This window comes from Alteribacillus bidgolensis, assembly GCF_002886255.1.
Taxonomy (GTDB): Bacteria; Bacillota; Bacilli; order Bacillales; family Marinococcaceae; genus Alteribacillus; species Alteribacillus bidgolensis.
In genome coordinates this window covers 1,646,697-1,667,762 of sequence record NZ_KZ614149.1, presented here as the reverse complement: position 1 = coordinate 1,667,762, position 21,066 = coordinate 1,646,697, and the positions used below count along the sequence as shown (strand labels likewise).

The 21,066-nt window shown below is 39.5% G+C and carries 20 protein-coding genes; 12 read left to right on the top strand and 8 right to left on the bottom strand.

Going from position 1 to position 21,066, the window contains the following annotated elements:
- Positions 1 to 65: 65 nt before the first annotated feature.
- The 3 genes from CEF16_RS08420 to CEF16_RS08410 are packed head-to-tail and all read left to right on the top strand — an operon-like array spanning position 66 to position 2,256.
- Positions 66 to 716 carry a helix-turn-helix transcriptional regulator gene (locus CEF16_RS08420; protein ID WP_091585006.1) on the top strand — a complete coding sequence of 217 codons (651 nt, stop codon included), beginning with the start codon at positions 66 to 68 and terminating at the stop codon, positions 714 to 716.
- Positions 717 to 726: 10 nt separating this feature from the next.
- The gene (locus tag CEF16_RS08415) at positions 727 to 1,101 is read left to right on the top strand and encodes a RidA family protein (protein WP_091585007.1); all 375 of its coding nucleotides are present in this window, start codon (positions 727 to 729) and stop codon (positions 1,099 to 1,101) included.
- Positions 1,102 to 1,152: 51 nt separating this feature from the next.
- Complete coding sequence (locus CEF16_RS08410; protein ID WP_091585009.1) at positions 1,153 to 2,256, top strand: threonine synthase; 1,104 nt, start codon at positions 1,153 to 1,155, stop codon at positions 2,254 to 2,256.
- Positions 2,257 to 2,631: 375 nt separating this feature from the next.
- On the opposite strand, the gene CEF16_RS08405 is transcribed toward CEF16_RS08410, so the two are convergent.
- Positions 2,632 to 3,198, bottom strand: a complete 567-nt coding sequence (locus tag CEF16_RS08405) for a cysteine hydrolase family protein (protein WP_091585011.1) — start codon at positions 3,196 to 3,198, stop codon at positions 2,632 to 2,634.
- Positions 3,199 to 3,375: 177 nt separating this feature from the next.
- On the opposite strand from CEF16_RS08405, the gene CEF16_RS24830 reads away from it, so the two are divergent.
- Entirely contained in the window at positions 3,376 to 3,591 is a 216-nt protein-coding gene (locus tag CEF16_RS24830) for an Lrp/AsnC family transcriptional regulator (protein ID WP_483860546.1), read from the top strand.
- A 488-nt stretch (positions 3,592 to 4,079) separates the two neighbouring features.
- On the opposite strand, the gene CEF16_RS08395 is transcribed toward CEF16_RS24830, so the two are convergent.
- The gene (locus tag CEF16_RS08395; RefSeq protein WP_091585013.1) at positions 4,080 to 4,997 is read right to left on the bottom strand and encodes a PhzF family phenazine biosynthesis protein; all 918 of its coding nucleotides are present in this window, start codon (positions 4,995 to 4,997) and stop codon (positions 4,080 to 4,082) included.
- A 26-nt stretch (positions 4,998 to 5,023) separates the two neighbouring features.
- Positions 5,024 to 5,161 carry a hypothetical protein gene (locus tag CEF16_RS23675; RefSeq protein ID WP_170031724.1) on the bottom strand — a complete coding sequence of 46 codons (138 nt, stop codon included), beginning with the start codon at positions 5,159 to 5,161 and terminating at the stop codon, positions 5,024 to 5,026.
- Positions 5,162 to 5,266: 105 nt separating this feature from the next.
- Here CEF16_RS23675 and CEF16_RS08390 point away from each other — a divergent pair, with 105 nt between their 5' ends.
- Both CEF16_RS08390 and CEF16_RS08385 read left to right on the top strand, forming a co-directional pair.
- Complete coding sequence (locus CEF16_RS08390) at positions 5,267 to 6,139, top strand: LysR substrate-binding domain-containing protein (protein WP_091585015.1); 873 nt, start codon at positions 5,267 to 5,269, stop codon at positions 6,137 to 6,139.
- A 1,254-nt stretch (positions 6,140 to 7,393) separates the two neighbouring features.
- A complete protein-coding gene (locus tag CEF16_RS08385; RefSeq protein ID WP_091273397.1) occupies positions 7,394 to 7,576 on the top strand; it encodes a hypothetical protein in 183 nt (60 codons plus the stop codon).
- A gap of 602 nt (positions 7,577 to 8,178) precedes the next feature.
- Here the strand turns inward: CEF16_RS08385 and fumC are convergent.
- A complete protein-coding gene (gene fumC, locus CEF16_RS08380) occupies positions 8,179 to 9,567 on the bottom strand; it encodes a class II fumarate hydratase (RefSeq protein ID WP_091585018.1) in 1,389 nt (462 codons plus the stop codon).
- Positions 9,568 to 9,932: 365 nt separating this feature from the next.
- Here fumC and CEF16_RS08375 point away from each other — a divergent pair, with 365 nt between their 5' ends.
- Both CEF16_RS08375 and CEF16_RS08370 read left to right on the top strand, forming a co-directional pair.
- The gene (locus CEF16_RS08375) at positions 9,933 to 11,612 is read left to right on the top strand and encodes a methyl-accepting chemotaxis protein (RefSeq protein ID WP_091585020.1); all 1,680 of its coding nucleotides are present in this window, start codon (positions 9,933 to 9,935) and stop codon (positions 11,610 to 11,612) included.
- An 87-nt stretch (positions 11,613 to 11,699) separates the two neighbouring features.
- A complete protein-coding gene (locus CEF16_RS08370; RefSeq protein ID WP_091585022.1) occupies positions 11,700 to 12,668 on the top strand; it encodes a 2-hydroxyacid dehydrogenase in 969 nt (322 codons plus the stop codon).
- Positions 12,669 to 12,996: 328 nt separating this feature from the next.
- On the opposite strand, the gene CEF16_RS08365 is transcribed toward CEF16_RS08370, so the two are convergent.
- Positions 12,997 to 13,515, bottom strand: a complete 519-nt coding sequence (locus CEF16_RS08365; RefSeq protein ID WP_091585024.1) for a hypothetical protein — start codon at positions 13,513 to 13,515, stop codon at positions 12,997 to 12,999.
- 219 nt (positions 13,516 to 13,734) lie between these two features.
- Positions 13,735 to 15,063, bottom strand: coding sequence for an alanine/glycine:cation symporter family protein (locus tag CEF16_RS08360; protein ID WP_091585328.1), 1,329 nt, complete (start codon positions 15,061 to 15,063; stop codon positions 13,735 to 13,737).
- Between the two features lie 386 nt (positions 15,064 to 15,449).
- On the opposite strand from CEF16_RS08360, the gene CEF16_RS08355 reads away from it, so the two are divergent.
- The 3 genes from CEF16_RS08355 (at position 15,450) to CEF16_RS08345 (ending at position 17,314) form a co-directional block, all read left to right on the top strand.
- Positions 15,450 to 16,007 (top strand): NADPH-dependent FMN reductase, encoded by a 558-nt coding sequence (locus CEF16_RS08355; protein WP_091585026.1) that lies wholly within the window; start codon positions 15,450 to 15,452, stop codon positions 16,005 to 16,007.
- Positions 16,008 to 16,298: 291 nt separating this feature from the next.
- Positions 16,299 to 17,006, top strand: coding sequence for a helix-turn-helix transcriptional regulator (locus CEF16_RS08350; RefSeq protein ID WP_091585029.1), 708 nt, complete (start codon positions 16,299 to 16,301; stop codon positions 17,004 to 17,006).
- A gap of 5 nt (positions 17,007 to 17,011) precedes the next feature.
- Positions 17,012 to 17,314 (top strand): hypothetical protein, encoded by a 303-nt coding sequence (locus CEF16_RS08345; RefSeq protein WP_091585030.1) that lies wholly within the window; start codon positions 17,012 to 17,014, stop codon positions 17,312 to 17,314.
- A 221-nt stretch (positions 17,315 to 17,535) separates the two neighbouring features.
- On the opposite strand, the gene mbcS is transcribed toward CEF16_RS08345, so the two are convergent.
- Both mbcS and CEF16_RS08335 read right to left on the bottom strand, forming a co-directional pair.
- The gene (gene mbcS, locus CEF16_RS08340; protein ID WP_091585032.1) at positions 17,536 to 19,119 is read right to left on the bottom strand and encodes an acyl-CoA synthetase MbcS; all 1,584 of its coding nucleotides are present in this window, start codon (positions 19,117 to 19,119) and stop codon (positions 17,536 to 17,538) included.
- Between the two features lie 179 nt (positions 19,120 to 19,298).
- A complete protein-coding gene (locus CEF16_RS08335) occupies positions 19,299 to 20,534 on the bottom strand; it encodes a DNA polymerase IV (protein WP_091585034.1) in 1,236 nt (411 codons plus the stop codon).
- A gap of 255 nt (positions 20,535 to 20,789) precedes the next feature.
- Between CEF16_RS08335 and CEF16_RS08330 the strand changes: the two genes are divergently transcribed.
- Positions 20,790 to 20,978, top strand: a complete 189-nt coding sequence (locus CEF16_RS08330; RefSeq protein WP_091585036.1) for a hypothetical protein — start codon at positions 20,790 to 20,792, stop codon at positions 20,976 to 20,978.
- The last annotated feature ends 88 nt before the right edge of the window (positions 20,979 to 21,066 follow it).

The window sequence follows — 21,066 nt, the reverse complement described above, 5'->3', positions numbered from 1 at the left end:
CAAAAAAGGTAGATCGTAATTTTTGTATAAAAAATTATATAAATTAAGATTTGAGGTAGAGAGACATGGAAGAAAGTAAGCAAATATTGGAGAGGTACATTCCTTTAGCAAAATCTACTGCTAAAATGTTTGGGCATCATTGTGAAATTGTTATTCACGATTTAACAAATCCACAAGCATCTGTCATTTTTACAGTAAATAATCATGTAACGGGCAGAAAAGTTGGCCATCCCTTTGATCATCTCGTGAATACGGTATTACGATCGAAAGACTTTAAAGAAGATTATCTTGCAGGATATACATTTGTTACAGAAGATAAGCGTACCATTCGTTCTTCCACAACGTTAATTCGTGATTCCAATCAGAAAGTGATTGGTGCTTTCTGTATCAATTTTGATGTTGAACCATTCCATCAAATGCAGCAGTTTATGAATACATTCCTTACAACATCAGTTGTAGTGGAAGAGAATGAAGAACAATCAGGTCCTGAGATTGAAAATGTGGAAGAAATAGTTGATGGACTGATCCATCAAATTATTCAAAATAGTGTTCATCTAGCTATGAAACGCCATGAAAAGATTGAATTGATCCGATTTATGGATGAAAAAGGTATTTTTTCAATGAAAAGCTCTATTGACAAGGTCGCAGCTTTATTAGGAATTTCCAAGGTCACCGTTTATAGTTATTTAGATGAAATCAAAAATAAATCAAGTTAAGGAGAAGAAAATGAAAAGCATTTTTGAAGTAGGGAACTTAAAATCAAATGGCCATTATGCACTAGCAACCATTCATAATGACACAGTCTATGTTTCAGGGCAATTTGCAATTGATCGAGAAACTCGCGAAAGAAAATTTGGTGCCATTGAAGACGAAACATTGCAAGCACTTAAAAATGTGGAAATGATTGTAGAAGCAGCTGGAAGCAAAAAAGAGCAAATATTACGTATGACCATATATATTCCAAATGTGAAATTATGGGAAAAAGTAGATGCTGTTTATAAAGCATTTTTTGGAGAGCATAAACCGGCTCGCACGGTCGTGCCGACAAATGAATTACATTTTGGATTTAAAATTGAAATTGATGCAATTGCGTGTATTTAGCTATGTTTTTTTGCATCGTTTATATAAAAATATTTAAGGGGTTGAAAAAGGATGGAACAATATATTTGCAACAGTTGTGGAAAAAAGCATGATATTACGCCCACTATATGGATATGTACGTGTGGTGGTGTATTAAATGTAGTAAAAGATATTCCTAAAATAGATGTAGCATCCTGGAATCACTATCCGAATTCATTATGGCGTTACTTAGAAACCATGCCATTCCAAAAAGAATCAAAAACATGGGAACAGGTAACAATGGGGGAAGGTCAAACACCTTTAATTGTTCCAGACCCTCTTGAGTCAAATACGTATGTAAAAGTTGATTATATGATGCCTACGTTATCATTTAAAGACCGCGGGGCAGCGGTTTTAATAACAAAGGCAAAAGAAATAGGAATCTCAAAAGTCATTGCAGATAGCAGCGGAAATGCTGGAACTGCAATTGCCGCCTACGCTGCGCGTTGTAATATTGCTTGCGATATTTATCTAAGTGATGAAACGTCTCCCAAAAAAATTGCTCAAGTAAAAGCTCATGGTGCCAATATTAAACAAATTCACGGGACGCGAGAAGATATTGCAGCAGCTGCCCAACATGCGGTAAAAGAGGAAGAAGTTTTTTACGCAAGTCATGTATATAATCCTTATTTTTATGAAGGAACGAAAACATATGCCTACGAAATTTACGAGGAATTAAATGGGGCACCGGATACTTTAATTATTCCTGTTGGTAACGGTACGCTTTTACTCGGTGCATACTATGGATTTAAAGAGTTATTTGCAAATGGATTAATTGAAAAAATGCCGAAAATTATTGCCATCCAAGCGGCAAACTGTGCCCCTCTTGTGGATGCTTTCAACAATGGGGAGCTATCAGCTGAACCAGTTAAGAATAAAGGTACTTTAGCAGAAGGGATAGCCATTGCAGCACCAGCGCGTTCCCCGCAAATTTTAGAAGCTGTACGCAATACCAATGGTGAGTTTATTGACATTGAGGAAGATGAAATCCTGAGTGCGCGAGCTAAACTTAGTGAGAAAGGATTTTATGTGGAAGTGACATCAGCGGTAAACTATGCTGGCTACTTAAAATATAAGAAAGAACCAGAGGAAAAAATAATCGTACCTCTTTGTGGCGCAGGAATTAAATCAAAATAACTGCTTTCCTATGTTTTTGAGAATGATAAACATGGCGATGGGAGCTGGAAGCTGGCTAATATACTAATCCATGATCCTGGCCTAAGACAGCAGCTGGATGGGATGAAAGGTGCAGGAGAGATTGCAATAAAAAGGAAGTTAACAATTAAAATAATAGCAACTGGTGGAACGATTACGGGGCTAGGGCTTCAAGTAAAATAACCACTGGCTATCATGTTGATGACTTCTATAAAACCCTAGACGTTGAAAAGCAATAAGTTCTTATTCGATTAACGAGCAGATTAGTAAAATATGGATATTTATTAGTTTAAACAGACAGTAAAAAAGGGAGCTTGTTTTTTAAACCAAACTCCAACTTGTAATTAATTGTTGATTCTACAAAATTGTGTTAGCTTTTTGTTGCAGGAAATCCTCGGTAGAAATTACATTGGCATACATACTTTTAAGTGCGCTGACAAACGCATAATGAACCTGTTCTGCTGGAACGACCTTATCTTGATAAGATAAGTCCCTTGTCGCACATGCATCTTCAATAAGTGTAGTTTCAAAGCCTAGCTCCACTGCAGCTCTGACTGTTGCATCAATACAGATATGTGTCATCATACCTACAATCACTAGCTTGGTTACTCCTTTGTCTTTTAATTTGCTTTCTAATTCAGTCTTGAAGAAGCTGTTAGGTGTATGTTTTATGATAATACTTTCTTGTTCTATTGGTAATACAGCCTGATTTATTTTTACTCCCTCAGTATTTGGAAGAAAGAAGCCTATCCCTTCATCATTCGAAATATGCTGGACATGAAAAATATTATCTTCGTTATTCTGTCTAAACCATTCGAGAATTTCACCTGCATTATCGGCTGCTTTTACAGGATTGCTTAATTCCATCTTTCCGTTTGGAAAATAGTCATTTTGAATATCTACAATGATTAAAGCTGTGCTCATTCTTTTCACCTCATTAAGAAATTTTATTATAATAAAATGGTAAATAATATCTTGATTTTTATCGATAGCTTGATGAAACACTTTTATATAAATAATTTCACGGTGATAGGGTTTTATTATGGAACTTGATAACATTGATTTTCAGATCCTCCGGTTGCTAACAGAAAAAACTCACGTATTCAATGGAAAGACTTAGGAGCACAAATTCATATGACAGGGCAAGCAGTAGGGAATCGTATTAAAAAACTTGAGGAAAGTGGTGTAATTAAAGCCTACTCCCTAATAATCGATGAAATGAAATTAGGGCTGCCTTATACAGCGTTTTTAATTATTCAAATGAAAACAGCAAATCATGATTCGTTTATTCGTTTTATTAAAGAACGAAATGAGTAGTTGAAGGTCATCGAGTATCTGGGGAGGCTGTTTCCATTTAAAAATAAAAGTTAATCCCAAGATCACTTGAATCTTTTTCTTCGTCCCAACCAGCCTCAAACATGTTTCTACAAGTAGGGGGTGGACAGTATTACGGACGGGATCAATGTCCCACGGGCGCGAACGTCCTACCCCGGCTACCTACAGAATAAAACCTATAAAAAATAGGTCAACCAGAAAATATAAATGAAATGGCTGACCTTATAATACGAAAGGGCCATTTAATGGAATAAAGATTTAAAGAAATCCTCTTAATAGAAATGATTTTTAATTGAGTTTGTTAATGAAATAAAAGATAAAAGCGGGTAGTCCCAACATATTTAGAATATTGGCGCTACCCTTTTTTATGTTAGTTGTTATGATTTTTTTGTTCTTAAGGTATATATAACCCAAGGTTAATGCGTCTTGCCACGAGATACTGCTGAATTTGATTACTTCTATAGTGTGAACTATAAGAAAATCTGTCCAGAACCGATGATTATAGATTTCCCGCCGATTTTCACCTCCTTAATTTCACTTCCTTCTTTCATTAGGGTTATATCTATATAACTAGGTCTGCCCATTTCAATTCCTTGTTCATTTCTAATTATATAAGTCTCGTTATCAGAAGGAGGGATCACCCCATGCTTTACTAAATAAGCTCCTAAGGGACCGCTTGCTGCTCCAGTTGCAGGATCTTCTGATATCCCCATTGCAGGTGCGAACATTCTGCTATGAACGGTAGAAGTTGGTTCTTCTGTTTCTGTTGTAAATGCAAATATATGTTTCGTATGTTGATTAACACTAAAATGCTTCTCCCATACATCAGTGCGAAAGTTAATCTTTTTCATCGAGGCTAGAGATCGTATGGGGACATACAAAAAAGGTACGCCTGATGAAACAGTTTGAATCGGCAAGATAGGATCTATGTCATTAATGGATAGAGACAACAGTTTTGCTACAATCTCCGTTTCTCTATATCGATCTCCAAAAACGGGTAATGGTTGTTCCATCTCTACTTTTGATATAAGATCATGATCTTTATGCACTGTTACAGGAACATCACCAACACCTTCTTCAAATACCCACTCACTTTTACCTGTTTTAGTTTCAATCATGCCTTTCTCAGCCATTATATATGCAGCGCCGATTGTCGGGTGGCCAGCCATCGGTAGTTCAACTTGTGGAGTGAATATTCTTAAACTTTTTTCTTTTGTAGGATCACTCGGCGGTTGGATAAATACCGTTTCAGATAAATTTAATTCTCTGGCAATCTGCTGCATGAGATCAGGGGTTAGGTTTGCACCTTCCTCAAACACAGCTAATTGATTTCCTCCAAAAGGTTTTGTAGTGAATACATCGACTAATGAATACTTTAATGTTTTCATATATATCCTCCTCAATTTGTGTTTTTTTATGGGGCTAAAGGACTTACATGAATCGGTGTTTTATTATTGTTATTTTCTAACTCCATTTTACTGCCTGCGGTGATAGTAAAATATCCTGTAAGAGTTAGAATGACTAAAAAGAGAATAAATCCATTTCGTTTCATGTAATTACCTCCTTTCTCTCTCATCATATGTTACCGTTTTACATTAATCAAATGAATGTTTATAATAATAAGTATGAATTAAATTAATGTTTGGGGTTGGTTTTAATGACATTACTTCAATATGAGATTTTTAAGACGGTTATCGATTCGGGAAGCTTTACGAAAGCTGGAGAAAAGCTTGGATTAACCCAATCAGCTATCAGCCATGCGGTCAGGGGGCTAGAATCTGAGCTTGAACTTACACTTTTGAAGAGGGGGCGATCAGGAGTTTCGCTAACTTCGGAAGGGGAGAGAATCATTGAATTTATAAGACAAACACTGAATCTTTCAGAAAAAATGAAACAAGAGGCGGGCCTATTAAATGGTTTGGAAGTTGGTGTAATTAGAATTGGTACATTTCCAAGTGTCGCGGCATACTTATTACCTTCCATTTTAGAAAAATTTCAGTCTGAGTATCCTAAAATACAAGTTGAATTTTACGAGGGTGGATACAATGAACTCAAACAAATGGTATCATCCAATATCATTGATGTTAGTTTTCTGACTAATAATGATGCCGAGAACCTGGATTTTATTCCATTATTTGACGATCATCTTCATGTTATTTTGCCCAGTGCTCATCCCTTTACAAACAAAAAAAAGATAAGTATTCAGGAAATAGCATCTCATCCCATTATCATGCCAAAAGCGGGATGTGATGAATTGATAAAGGAACTTTTTAAAAAAGCTAATCTTAAGCCTAACGTTTATTGTGAAATTGCAGATAATCAAACGATTATCGCTATGGTACAAAAAAACCTAGGTATAAGCATCGTTCCAGAAATAGTGATGCACGGAAATAATAATCTGAACTCGATTGAGTTAAAGGAGGAGTCCTTTCGAACGATAGGATTGGCCCTGCCGAACCTTAATGATGTTTCTCCAGCAGTTGCTGCATTTATAGAATTAACAAGATCTATGATCAACAGAAATAAATAAGCATCTTGTACTGGTCAATTGGAATTTTCTCGTTATTCCATCTTTTCTGCAATAAAGCTTGTCTAATAACCGATCTTCAACAATAGGCGCTTTTCCGTAATTGAACTGCACCTCCAGTTGTTAGTGTCTAACAATTGGAGTGCAGTTCATAATAGAAAGCGTCCTTATTTATTGTGCCAGAATCTGGAGGGAAGGAAATAAATTGGATCACCTAGAAATTTGTAAGCAGGCGAAGTTAGGAAAGCAGAATATTAGTTGACCATTTAGATTCAGTTTTAAAGAGCAATCATTTATTACCTTAAGCTTCTAAAGTTTTTATACAAAATTAGTCTAACGAAGATAAACGATCCTTTGAATAGTGTTAAGCAATATCAGTCAATAGGTAGGGCTAAAAAAGTTAAAAAAGTCATGTTACAATAAATTCAATCTTGGAACACACGAGGTGAATATTGTAAAATCTATCAAAAAATGGATAAGTACTCATCAAGTAGATTAAAGGATGAGTACTTTTCTTATTTAACAGCAAAAAGCCTGGTTAAATAGTATCACACTATTCTACAATCGGACAGTTAAATAGAGGGGGGCTTCCATGTCCATCAAATCAGATTTTTGATTAATTTAATTATGTAAATAGTGGGAGAATTGTAAAGTTAGAAAGTTGGTATAAAAATTCATAATGCTAGGAATTTTAAAGATATAAACCAAACATCATGGCTAGAGATAAAATGGCTATGATGTTATTTGTTTGTGAAGAAATGTACTTAAAGTAACGGGGAGCAATAGCTGAACAACTGTCGCTTCTTCAACTATTGAGCAGAATACTTCAGTAAGCCAATCAAATAAGAGACTAGCCTGAGAATTAAGAATTGATGAAAATGCCTATCATCAAGAATGTAAACAACCATTTTTTTCCATATCGCTTGTTTCAACAAAACATGTTACATTTTCTCTCCCATTACTGAATCGGAAACGAGGCCTCTTTTTACATGTGTTATGGACAGTATAAGTAAACGACGGGATTCAACGTACAGGATGTACTAATGCCGCCCGCTGTTCCCACAAACCGCAATGTGACGTCTATGTCCGGAACAGGATGTTCGCGACTGTAGCAGAAGTTCCTTTAACTTAGGAGGTTTCACTTACTCGGTGATAAGTCGAGTTCTTCTTATAAAAAATACGCACAAGCCGTGATTTTTTTATAGAAATGGGATAAAATAGTAAGGAAACAAATAAAAAGGAGTAGGAGATAGTGTGATGGCATATAAACCACGCTGGATCTATTGGAAACAAACATTTCGCTCCAAATTTCAGGCTGGATGCTTGAAAGCAAAGCTGGAGGAAAACTGGCATAATGGCTATGAAATTGGTCCATTTGTAGAAATCCGTAAGTTAAAAACGAATAAATATGTGGTGCGCTATACATACGATGAAGCTTAGCGCATCTTCTTAATATAAGAAAAGCGGGAAGCGCCCTGAAAAAAGGAAGTTCGACTAAGGCTAAGGAACTTCTACTAAAAACGCACACGTCCTGTGGAAGTACGTCCTGTGACAACGCCGAACTGACTCCCATCCTGGGAGCCCGCGACAAGTCAATGTTCTTCAGGCAAAAAAGTCGTTTTTTGACTTTTATGACTGGAGGTTATTGAACCTCGAGCGGCTGGGCGCTGAAGCTAGACATGGAAAACGCCAAACTTTTTATACTTTCTTACCTTTCGAGAAACACTCGGCTTGCCGCCGTGTAAAGGAAACCGCCTAAGTTAAAGGAACTTCTGCTAAAAACGCACACGTCGTCAGATATGATGTGCTAATGTCGCCAATGCCACAGGACGTGGCGTTTTTGGCGACGAGTGTGCAGCGTAGGAGTCACCACATCCTGTGGCAACGGCGGCATTAGTACGTCCTGTACGTTGGTATACTTTGCTCCTTTAACAAATATAAACTTACCTTTAGTATAAAAAAAGCTGACACGGGAAGAGAAAGCCCGGTCAGCTTTTGTTTATAATAAGAAATGTAAGTACATCGGCGGTTAAGCTATTTGTTTATTCTTTGGGGGAAACCATTTTAGATGGATCCACAACTTCTTCAAATTGTTCCTCGGTTAACAATCCGCTTTCAAGCGCTGCTTCTTTTAGGGTTTGGCCTTTTTCATGAGCCGTTTTGGCGATCTTTGCTGCATTTTCATATCCAATATGAGGGTTAAGAGCAGTTACGAGCATTAATGAATTGCGCAAATGCTCTTCAATTTTTTCATGATTTGGCTCAATGCCGACAGCGCACTTATCGTTAAAGGAAATCATCGCATCAGCCAGTAAATAAGAAGACTGCAGGAAGTTATAAATAATTACTGGCTTGAACACGTTTAATTCAAAATTCCCCTGGCTGGCTGCAAAACCAATGGTTGCATCATTTCCCATGACTTGAGAAGCAACCATCGTCAAAGCTTCTGACTGAGTAGGGTTGACTTTTCCCGGCATGATGGAGCTGCCTGGCTCATTAGCAGGAATCGTAATTTCACTAAGTCCGGAGCGAGGACCGCTTGAAAGCCAGCGTACGTCATTGGCAATCTTCATCAAGTCAGCAGCCAGTCCTTTTAGAGCACCATGAGCATAATTAATCTCATCATGGCTTGTTAAAGAGTGAAATTTGTTCGGCGCAGAACGGAACGTTTTTTCCGTTACGGTGCTGATTTCTTCTGCTACGTATTCACCAAATTTAGGATGAGCATTAATACCAGTACCAACAGCAGTTCCGCCAATGGCCAGGTCTTTGACATGATCAATGCTTTGTTTAATTATGTCACTGCTTTTTTCAAGCATGCGGTGCCATCCGCTGATCTCTTGTCCGAGCGTGAGAGGTGTCGCATCTTGAAGGTGAGTACGCCCGATTTTAATGACATCATCAAATGCTTCTTGCTTTTCTTTTAACGTGTTTTTAAGTATGTCAATAGCCGGCAGCACATCATTTTCTACTTTTTCGACGGCTGCAATATGCATAGCGGTAGGGAACGTATCGTTTGAGCTTTGGGAGCGGTTGACATCATCATTTGGGTGAATGGTGAGGTCTTCTCCTTTTTCTTTTAAAATTTCGGTTGCCCGGCGAGCTAAAACTTCATTCATATTCATGTTGGACTGCGTACCGCTTCCTGTCTGCCAGACAACAAGAGGAAAATGCTCATCTAAATTGCCGCTTAATACTTCATCTGCTGCTGCTGCAATCGCATCAGCTTTTTCTGCTTCAATTTTGCCAAGACGTTTGTTAGCAAGAGCTGCTGACCTTTTTAGAATCGCAAACGCATGAACAACTTCAATTGGCATAACTTCTTTACCTATTTTGAAGTTTTCCAGGCTTCGCTGGGTTTGAGCTGCCCAATGTTTATCTGCCGGTACTTTCATTTCTCCAAGCGTATCTTTTTCAATTCTGTAGTCCATGTTGAATGCCTCCTGGTTTTGTTTTAGCTGTTTCTAAATTAATGCCCAAGTAACGTTTTCGGGAGGAATGTCGAATTCCCTCTTTATAGAGTAGAAAAAAAATGACAAAAAGAAAACCCCAATGATGAGCTTGAGTAAAAAGACTTAATTTTTTTCTTTAAGAAAGTTTAAGGTTGTTAAAGGAACAAAGTATAAGGGGAACTGAGTCTTTAGACATAGTAACTTGGCGATTAGCCAAGTTTTTTAAAACATTTTTCTTAACATTTTTAATAAAATGCCGATATAAGTAAATGAAAACGTAATATCATGATGAAAATATAGTTCTAAAGTCCCTTTTAATTAACAAAATAGGAAGGTTGGTGTTCATGAAGTCTATTCGTGCAAAATTAATTGGAGGTTTTTCAATTATACTGGCACTCTTGCTAGTATTTACCGGTATTGTTTTTTATTTTGTAAACGATACCAATAATCAAATTAATCAAGTGGTAGAAGAGGACTTTTCTAAAATTTCCGCTTATAAGGAGCTGGCTTATAACCTTACGGAGCGAAATTCTTTAGCCTTGTCTTACATTTTAACTGGAAAATTGGAATACCGGGAAAGTTTTGATGAGTACTCAGAGGAAGCTAGAGCAATTGAGGAACAATTGCAGAACATGGTTAATGATGAAAGATTAGATAATATTTTACAAAGGAGCCAAGTTTTTGAACAGCGTACCGAAGAAGATGCTTTTCAAAGTTATGATGAGGGTAAAATGAAAGCTGCCGAGTCTATCATGAGTACGCAATTAACTCCGCTTGGCACTTATATCAAAAATGACCTGCAAGAATTGATCGAAGAAGAGCAGGCAAGTGTCGATAACAATGCAGCCGCGCTGAATAATCAAGCAGGTTTTATATCTTCGCTCAGTGTTATTATAGGAGTTGGTGTCACGTTATTAGGAGTAGTGGTTGCTGTTGTAATCGCAAACAGAATGTCTCGTCCGATTAAAGAAGTTTCTGAGAAAGCAAATCATTTATCGAATGGAGATTTAACAGCAGATCACATTAAAGTAAAATCCAAGGATGAAATTGGTCAGCTCTCCGCTAATTTTAATCACATGGCAGATAACTTAAGAAGTCTGATAGGATCTACCCGAGAAGCGGCAGAGCAGGTCGCATCTACGTCTGAACAGTTGTCAGCAAGTTCAGAAGAAACGTCTGCTTCCACGAATGAAATTTCAAGTACGATTCAAGAAGTAGCGAATTCTTCAGAAACAGCAATGTCTAACTCCAAACAAAGCATGAAGGCTATGGAGCAGCTTTCAGGAGACATCGAAAAAGTTTCAGGGTCTATAAATGAGGTTACAAAAAAGTCAAAGGAAACAGAAGAAGCTGCTGAAAGCGGAAACAATGAGATTAAGCGTTCGTCAGAGCAAATGGGTGTCATTAATTCAGAAGTACAGGAAACAGCAGAAATTGTTAAACAGCTTGGAGACCGGTCTACAGAAATTGGTTCTATCATCGAAACCATCACAAATATTTCGGAACAAACAAATCTGCTCGCTTTGAATGCAGCTATTGAAGCAGCCCGAGCAGGAGAACACGGTAAAGGATTTGCGGTGGTTGCTGATGAAGTACGAAAACTTGCCGAAGAATCAAAACAGTCAGCAGATAAGATCACTGGTTTAATTGAGACGATTCAAGAAGAAACGGAAAAAGCCGTAGAAAAAATGAGCCGAGGACAGTCAGAAGCAAAAGAAGGGGTGACCGTTATTGAACGAGCCGGAAGCGCTTTTGAAACTATTCTTATGTCGGTTCAAGAAATCGCCCAGCATATAGAGAACGTCTCCGGAGTGTCCAGTCAAATGTCAGCTAACTCAGCGAAAGTGTTTCATGCCGTGGAAGATATGAACCATGTAGCCGAATCTACTGCAGGAAATGCCCGAAATGTTGCTGCAGGTGCTGAGGAGCAGCTTGCCGCTATGGAAGAGGTGTCAAGCTCATCTGAGGAATTAAGTCGTATGGCACAAGAACTTCAAGAAGAAGTAAATAAATTTAAAATATAAATGTGATGCATGGCATTCCATTACAGGGATGGTATGTTTGCTATGCTATAATGGAGTGGAAACCGCTTAGAAAGAGAGGGAATAAGCATGACAAAACCCTATGTGTACATGACACGAAAAATGCCAGCATCTATCGTTGAAAAATTAGAAGCAGAATGCGATGTTGGGATGTGGGAAAAAGAAGAAGAACCAGTTCCAGAAGAAGTACTAGAAAAAGAGTTGCAAACAGCTGATGCTCTGTTTTGCACGATTTCAGATCCAGTTAATAAAGAAAATATAAATCAAGCAGAAAACTTAAAAATTATAGCCACTATGGCCGTAGGGTTTAATAATATTGACGTAGAAGCTGCTGCTGCAAGAAACATCCAAATAGCTCATACTCCAGGAGTGTTATCGGAAACGACTGCCGACCTGACATTTGCTCTCTTAATGGCAGCAGCGAGAAGGATTCCAGAAGGAATAGAAGTGATTAAAAACAATGAATGGGGGGCGTGGGCTCCTTTCTTTTTAACTGGACAAGATATTCACCAAGCCAGGCTTGGAATTATCGGAATGGGCAGAATAGGAGAAGCTGTAGCAAAGCGAGGAACTGGTTTTGACATGGATATCGTTTATCATAATCGTTCTAGAAAACCAGAAACAGAAAAAGAAATCGGCGCACGTTACGTAGAATTGGATGAATTGCTAGAAACATCTGATTTTGTCTGTGTGATGACGCCATATACCAACGAGACACACCATATGATGAACCGGGAAGCTTTTCAAAAAATGAAAAATACGGCAATTTTCATTAATTCCTCCCGCGGCGGTACAGTGGATGAAGAGGCATTGTTTGAAGCATTAAAAAATGGTGATATTCGCGGAGCAGGGCTTGACGTATTTGAAAACGAACCGATTTCAGCCGATCATCGATTGTTGTCGCTTCCAAATGTGACAGCTCTTCCGCATATTGGCAGCGCCAGTGAGAATACTAGATGGAAAATGGCTGAAATGACAGCCAATCACATTCTTCAAGGGCTGCGAGGAGAAAAACCCGATCATTTAGTTAGCTTGTAAAAGCTCTGGTGAACTTTTAAGGGATTAGAGTTTCTTTGTACTTTAGGAATGTTTAATTTTGTTAAAGGATCAAAGTATAAGAAAAACGATGTCTTCCAACGTACAGGACGTACTTCCACTGGATGTGGTGACTTCTACGTTGCACACTCGTCGCCAAAAACACCACGACATTAGCACATCCTATGCGTCGACGTGTGCGTTTTTAGTAGAAGTTCCTTTAACTAGGCGGTTTCCTTTACATGGCGGCAAGCCGAGTCTTTCTACACCGTTCAAACAAACAGAAAAATCTCTGTAAGGAAAAAAGGCTGATCCTTACAGAGATTTTAGATTATTCTTTTTCTACTTTAGTAAGAAATTCTTCTAATTTGTCTTGTGTTTCTTTTATCAGTTCTTGGATAGTGTCTGTACCCGGCTCTTCTCCTTTTGCTTCATCTATTAACGGATAAAGACTTTTTTCGATATTAGTATAATCATCTGGGTATTTTTCACCTACTTGATCTTCAATAACATCCCAGTTTTCCTCTAACTCTTCTCCTTCAGCGTGAATGTTTTCTAGATTATCAGAAGCGTTTTCTACTGTTTTATTTAAACTATCAAGGTTTGATTGAACTTCTTCTATACCACTTGCTAAATCCGTTTCTGAGCCTTCTTCTTCCTTGCTTTCTTCATCTTTTTCTGCATCTTTTTCTGTATCTTCTTCTTCATGATTATCTTCTGTTTCGGGCTCTTCCTCGGTAACATCTGCTCCGTTGTCGTTCTCTTCTGCTGTTTGCTCCTCTTCCACTGTGCCGCAAGCTCCAAGGAAAAGGGCAAAACTTACTATGATGGAAAATAGAAATGTTTTCACGTGCGCATCCTCCTTTTGCTGTTTCTTATCTAGTGTCTGTTATATCCCGCTCTTGTTCTTCTTAAACTCGTTCAGAAGACCTCCGAAAAAGTTATGAAGGGTTACGGACAAAGGTTGTTAAAATAAACGGATAATTAGGGATATAACGGTACAAGTATCCGCTGCTACATGAAAAAAGAGCTGCCCCTCGTTTGGGGCAGCCCATGAGCAAAGCCTGTGTTATAATTTGCGTTCTTCTTCTCTTTTTTTCTGTAAGAAAAACGCGGTTTCAGCAGCAACAATGCCGGATAGGCCGAGCAGTCCAATTAGGTTTGGTGCAGCCATCAAGCCGTTCATTATGTCAGCTACTGCCCATACCGTATCAAGCTCTAATATGGCGCCAAAGAAAATTGCAGCAACAAAGATTATCCGATAAACCATAATAGAAGAAGGTTTCTTCGTCAAATAATAAATACAGCGCTCTCCGTAGTAAGACCAGCCAAGCATGGTAGAGTAGGCAAAGAAAACAAGGCCGATCGAAACGATAAAGGCACCAACAGGCCCTAAAAACATTTCAAAGGTTGCCGATGTCAAGGCAGCCCCGTCTACATCAGAATTTGCGTCCAAATAAAGTTCTCCCATCACAAGCGCTATCCCAGTGATGGAACAGATAATAATCGTATCGATAAACACCTGGGTCATCGATACTAATGCTTGCCGGCCTGGATAATCGGTACGGGCGGACGCTGCAGCAATCGGAGCCGAACCAAGCCCTGCTTCGTTTGAAAATACACCGCGAGCCACACCCATTTGAATGACAGCACCAATAGCACCGCCAGCTACGGCCTGCCCAGTAAAGGCATCGGTGAAAATTAAGCTCACAGCAGATGGAACAAGATCGAAATTAAAAAGAATAAGAATAAGGCCTCCTATAACATAGAAAACGGCCATAATCGGGACGATGAATGCTACGACTCGTCCGATGGATTTGATTCCGCCAATAATAACAATTCCGGTTAAAATCATAAGTATGATACCAGTTGCCCAATACGGGAAACTCCAGTTTTCCTGTAGCACATCTGCCACAGAATTGGATTGTACCGTGTTACCAATACCAAAAGAAGCAACAGCCGCAAAAATGGCAAATAATACGGCCAGCCATTTCCAGCCAAGTCCTCTTTCAATGTAGTACATTGGACCGCCCGCCATCTCGCCGCGTTCATCTTTAGTACGATACTTAACAGCGAGAATCGCTTCGGCATATTTGGTCGCCATCCCAAATATTGCTGAAATCCACATCCAAAATACAGCCCCAGGTCCACCGACTACAACGGCGGTGGCAACCCCGGCAATGTTACCAGTTCCGACTGTGGCCGCGAGCGCTGTCATTAGTGATTGAAAGTGGGAAATATCTCCTTCAGACTTCTTATCTTGATTTTTAGTGAAAACCAGTTTTAAAGCATAAGGCAGCGTTTTAAACTGTAAAAAAGTTAAGCGAAATGTTAAATAGACCCCAGTACCAACTAATAAAATAAGAAAAGGAGGCCCCCATACAAAACCGCTTATCATGTCTAAAATCTCATTTACATTCAATAAAAATCCCTCCTATGTTTGTTTTTTCTATTACATCCCCTTTTATTTTTTAAGAATCGGGGAGGAATAGCACTAATATTAGTAGTATTCTGATAATATGGAAGATATTTTCAGTATATCAGACTAATAACGATGTGAACAAAAAAATCTCAAAACTTGGCTTGCCAAACAAAGAAAAACTTTTTTAAAGTCCAAAAGTGGAGATATGGAAAGGTTATCTCTTTTTGCATTAGGCACAATAACATAAACAAGATCGTCCCCAACGCAACTGACAGTGCTTGTGTTTCTTTTTTGTTTGGATAAAAAAGGTCAGGGGTATTTAGAGAATGAGCAGCAATTAATAAAAACGAGGTGATAACAAAATGCAGCAATTGAAAATGATAGGGATAGCTGGCAGCTTGCGAAAAGATTCTTTTAATAAAATAATATTAAGGCACATGGCTGAACAACGTCCGGATGCAGTCGATTTTTCGATATATGATTTGAAACATATACCGCTATTTAACGGAGATCTTGAAGTGAACGGTGATCCCGAAACAGTCATGAATTTTAAAGAAGCAGTCGAAAAAGCAGATGGATTGGTGATTGTGACGCCTGAATACAGCCACGGGGTTCCAGGTGTATTAAAAAATGCTCTTGACTGGGCAGCGAGTGTAACAAACCAAAATGTGCTGGACAATAAGCCAGCCTTCGTTTTAGGTGCTTCTCCTTCTCCGCTAGGTACGGCTTTTGCTCAAGCACAAGTGAAGCAAACCTTAACAGCGGCTGGAGCGCTTGTGCTGCAGCAGCCCGAGCTGTATATTGGCGGCATTCAAAACAAACTAGACAAAGCCGGAAACCTTACAGATGAAAAAACAAGAAAAGCGCTTGGTCAATCAATGGATACGTTTATTCATTGGATCCAAAAAATGAATACTTAAGCCAAAAGTGATGAACTGTGACTTTGCTTGTACTTTAGGAATGTTTAACTTTGGAGCAAAACTAAGACTTCCGCCATTTGACTTGGAGGCAAGTCAAGTTTTTCTAATATATAGAGCCAAAATCCTTCGTTTGCAGAAATGGGAATTGAGCCTCAAAAACAAGCGTTATACTTAATTGAATTCCTTACGCAATGGGCTGTTTGGCTCTTTTTTATGTTTCGTATCACTGGGCGAATTTACCTTGAAAATTCATACAAGAACCTTCATATTTGACAGAAAAGGGGGTTCGGTATGAGATACGATATACAACCAAATGAACGAGCTTTCTCCACAAAGGAAGTTGCAGAAGAAGTAGGAATTGCAACAACAACTGTTCGAAAATACGGTCAAGCCTTAGAGCGGAATGGATATGAGTTTTTTAAAGACGGTGATAGGCGTATCTTTGTTCGATCCGACATCGAAGCTATTATTGTCATACGTGATACGGAAAAGCCCATAGATATAACAGCTAAAGACCTTGCCTATCAACAGAAAAAAAGATTAGAAGGATTCAATGAAACAGACCTTGCGATATCTGATACATATGATATGTCCTCTCAGGATCCCAATCAAGTTAAAGATTTATTAAAGGTCTTAGCCAATGAACTAGCAGCCACACGGGAAATGAATGTTCAACTGAAAAACGATATGTCCCAGCTTAAAACAACAGTTTCTAAGCTCCAGCAAGATCATCATGTTATAAGCTCTGGCGTTGGAAATGCAGCTCAAAAAGCTCAAGCTAAAATGGATAAAATAACGGAACAACAAAATAAGCATTACGAAACCTTGTTGAAGCAAGAAAAACAAAAAAGTGAATTCTTGCTAAAAGAAATACAAAATATGCGGGACGAACAGCAAATAGAATGGCGTTCACAAAATGATTTTAATAAACGTTTAGAAGAAGCGGTACATAAACCTAAAGGGATATGGGAGAGGCTTATCTCCAAATTCCGTAACTGAGGTGCGTGAGTAATTTATACGAGAATGAACAGCCATACATGGGTATGTTCTCCAGCCAGCTATTTATTGGTCTGTTGAAGGACGTTACTGGAATAGAAGAAATTGCAGCAATCTTTCTGAGAGGTCTCAAAAGAACCTATGCCGCATTCATTGTGTACGGAGGTGGTAAAAAAGTGAATTGGGAGATGAAAAAGGAATTTGAAAACTCTAAAAGGATAAACAAGAGCGTTAATGGCCTGGCTGATTTAGCTAAAAGTGATCCTGGAAAAAGAGTGCTGAATGATTCATTCAAAACATATGACTTCTAGAGGGTGAAGAAATGTAACAAACAGTCATGGAGTTGATTGAAACGGTTGATGAAGAAATACAAGAAAAAATATATGGATATATGGAATTAAGTCATTGCTGGACAACTATATCCCCACAGTAAAAGGAGCTTGGAATTAGGATCCTAAGCTCCTTATTTGAAAATGAAATAGCTAGATTTTGTTTCCCTTTACGTATGTGAGGTTAGCACTCAGATATTTTATCACCGTTGTAATTCCTTTTGACGAAGTTCGACGCGGCGGATTTTTCCGGAAGTTGTCTTTGGGAGCACCTCGATAAATTCAATACTGCGCGGGTATTTATAAGGAGCCGTGAGCGCTTTTGTATGATCCTGCAGCTCTTGTATTAACGATTGCTCATTTTTAACGTTATCTGGATCTTTTAAAACGATATACGCTTTTACAATACTTCCGCGAACTTCATCTGGACAAGCTACAACGGCACATTCTTTCACAGTATCATGTTTGGTGAGTGCATCCTCGACTTCAAATGGACCAATCGTATAACCGGAACTGATAATAATGTCATCACTGCGTCCTTCGAACCAAAGGTAGCCATCCTCATCTTTAGACGCCTGGTCACCGGTCAAATACCAGTCTCCTCGAAATGCAGCGGCTGTTCGTTCCGGATCTTTATAGTATTCTTTAAAAAGAGCCGGACTATCTTTGTGAAGAGCAATGTCACCGACTTCTCCCGGTGCTGCCGGCTGTCCTTCATCATTAACTACTTCCACTGTATTTCCTGGCGTCGGTTTACCCATTGAGCCTGGCTTTATAGTCATATCGAGCAGAGTACCGACTAGCAGCGTATTTTCTGTTTGGCCATAGCCGTCACGGACATCGACATTAAAGGCTTCTTTAAAAGCTTCTATGACAGGACGGTTAAGCGGCTCCCCAGCAGAAACAGTGCTGCGCAGTTCTGGTAACTCATAAGCAGACAAGTTATCGACTTTTGACATCAGCCGGTATTCTGTCGGAGTACAGCAGAGCACTTGTATTTTTTCTTTTTCAAGCAGGCCGAGATACGTATGCGGATCGAATTTGCCGTGGTAAACAAAGGCCGTAGCTCCAAGGGTGATTGTCGATAAAAACGGACTCCATATCCATTTTTGCCAGCCAGGTGCTGCTGTCGCCCAGACGATATCATTTTCTCTTACACCGAGCCATTCTTTCGCAGCTGTCCGCACGTGAGCATAAGCCCAGCCGTGGGTATGTACCACCCCTTTTGGATTTCCGGTCGTTCCTGATGTATAAGAAAGAAAAGCAATATCATCGCAGGAAGTATTTTCACCGCTGCATTGGTCGCTTTGAAGCATAACAGTTTCTTCAAATGGCTCCCAGCCGCTTTGGTTTCCGCCGATAACAAATTTCTTTTGCAAAGAAGGTGTGCTTTCTTCTATTTTGTCGGTCTCCGCTGTAGCGTTGTGATAAGCGATGACACCTTTTGCTCCAGAATGGTTGATCCGGTAACTTAAGTCTTTTGCCCGGAGCATTTCTGAACTGGGTATGGCTGCAATGCCTGCTTTTAGACAAGCGAGGTAGGTCATATAGGCTTCTGGAAGGCGCGGCAGAATAATAAGAATCCGATCGCCTTTTTCAAATCCGGCTGCAGCCAGTGCGTTAGCGTATTGATTGGTTCGCCGGATTAACTCAGCGTAAGACACTTCCAGTCTCTTGCCGTCTTCACTTAACCAGCGTACTGCAATCCGGTTCTCATCATTTGTAAACGCTTCCAATTCATTTGTTACATTGTACTTTTCTGGAGCAATTAAATCTTCTCTGTTCAAAAAATCCCCTCCCGTTAAATCTGAAAAGACTATGTTCTCATTTCATTATACTAAAATAAATAAAATTTTGAAATCTTTTTAGACGTTTGAATTAGATTAAAAGTTCACGTAATGAATACAATGGCTTCCGCCGGACATTTGGCGAGAAGCCAAGTTTTTTCCACCACTGGGGGCAAGCACTATTTATAATGGCCGCCGATTTTTTGTGCGCGCAGCTGAGCCTGGCCTGCATCGGTAAGAGAAGAAGCATAAAGGAGTGTGCCGCTGCCGAAACGTTCTTTTAATTTATCTACTGTTTGATTCAAAGTTTCGCGGTCTTGAAGGGGGTGAAACAGGTTGAGCTGGCGAAAAGTATCATCTGCGAGCTGGTCGAGCGTAATACCTACGCTTCGTAAGGGGTATTTGTCCCAATGCTCATGAAAAAGCTCAGCAGCCGCATCATAGATCACTCTTCCGTCATTGGTGTAATCCTCCAGTTTTTTCTGCCGATGAAAGCCAGCCGGGAAGTCAAAATCATGGCCTCCCGCTCCGGCTGACACAGTGGTGCCCATGTAGCCGTTCTGCCTAGCACGGCGCGCCACTTCTTCACTTAGTTCCCTCAAAACGACTTTCACTTCGTCCCATGTATAATAATCGCGGGGGAGCGTCATATGATGACCGATTCCTTTGCGGCGGATATGGGTGTCGACTGTTACCGGAGAGGGGTCCCATCCATACGCCGTCCGCCAAAGCAGCTCTCCATTTATGCCCCAGCGCTTTTTCATCTGTTCGAGCGGAAAGCGGGCAAGCTGGCCGATCGTGCGAATGCCCATATTGCGAAGGTGGTACTCCATCCGTTTTCCTACACCAAATAAATCCCCAATCGAACGCGGCCACAGTTTCTGCTGTAAATTATCTTGAGATAATGTGAAAATGCCTTCTGGTGTTTTTTTTGCGAAATGGTCACAAGCCATCTTGGCAAGTACTTTTGTCGGACCAATGCCAACACGGGCGTTTACGCCGAGCATTCGTTTAATCTGCCGTTTCATACGCGCTGCTGCTTTCACGGGATTGCCCCCGAACGGTTCAAGAGAATAGGTCATTTCCACAAAAATTTCATCAACACTGTACGGTTCGACTTCATCGCTGAACATTTCAAGCACGGAGGCAATTTCAACCGATGCATTTAAATAGGCCTGCATACGCGGTTTAATGACAACGAGATCCGGGCATTTATTTTCTGCTTCCCAAAGAGCTTCAGCGGTTTTTACTCCCCATTGTTTAGCGGTCGGGCAGGCAGCCAGGATGACACCGCTTCGGATTTTTGGGTCTCCTGCCACCACAACGGGTTTATTTTCAAGATCGGTGCGGCAGACCTTTTCAAAACTAGCATAAAACGATTGCATATCCACTAAAAAGACGATCCGCTCCATCATCATCGCTCCATTAAAAAGACTCTATATAGTTCTATTATATGGGAACGAATGTTCTTTAACAACAGTAGACATTTTCCATCAGCCGCTGTCAGATTTCTTTTTACACTTTAGGAACATTTAACTTTGTTAAAGGATCAAAGTATAAGAAAAACTAAGGCTTCCGCCATCAGGATCTGGCGGTAAGCTAAGGTTTTCTAAAATAAGAATGCCCGTGGTATAATAGCTTTACATTCGTCGAGAAAGGAGGAGAAAATAATGGAAATGGAAAAGCAGATTTTAGGGGCACTTCACAACATTCAGGAGACTTTAAGAGATCATGGAACCATCCTTCGAGAACATGGGCAGATGCTTTCAGCCTTAAAAACGGGTCAGGAAGAATTAAAAGCAGAAATAGACGGCATGAAAATACAGAATGCCAAAGAATTCAGCGACATAAAAGATTGATTAGAGAACCTTGAAGCAAGCCACGACGTATTAAAAGATGAACCTGAACAAATAAAAAAGATATATACCGCATAAAAAATTCATTAGG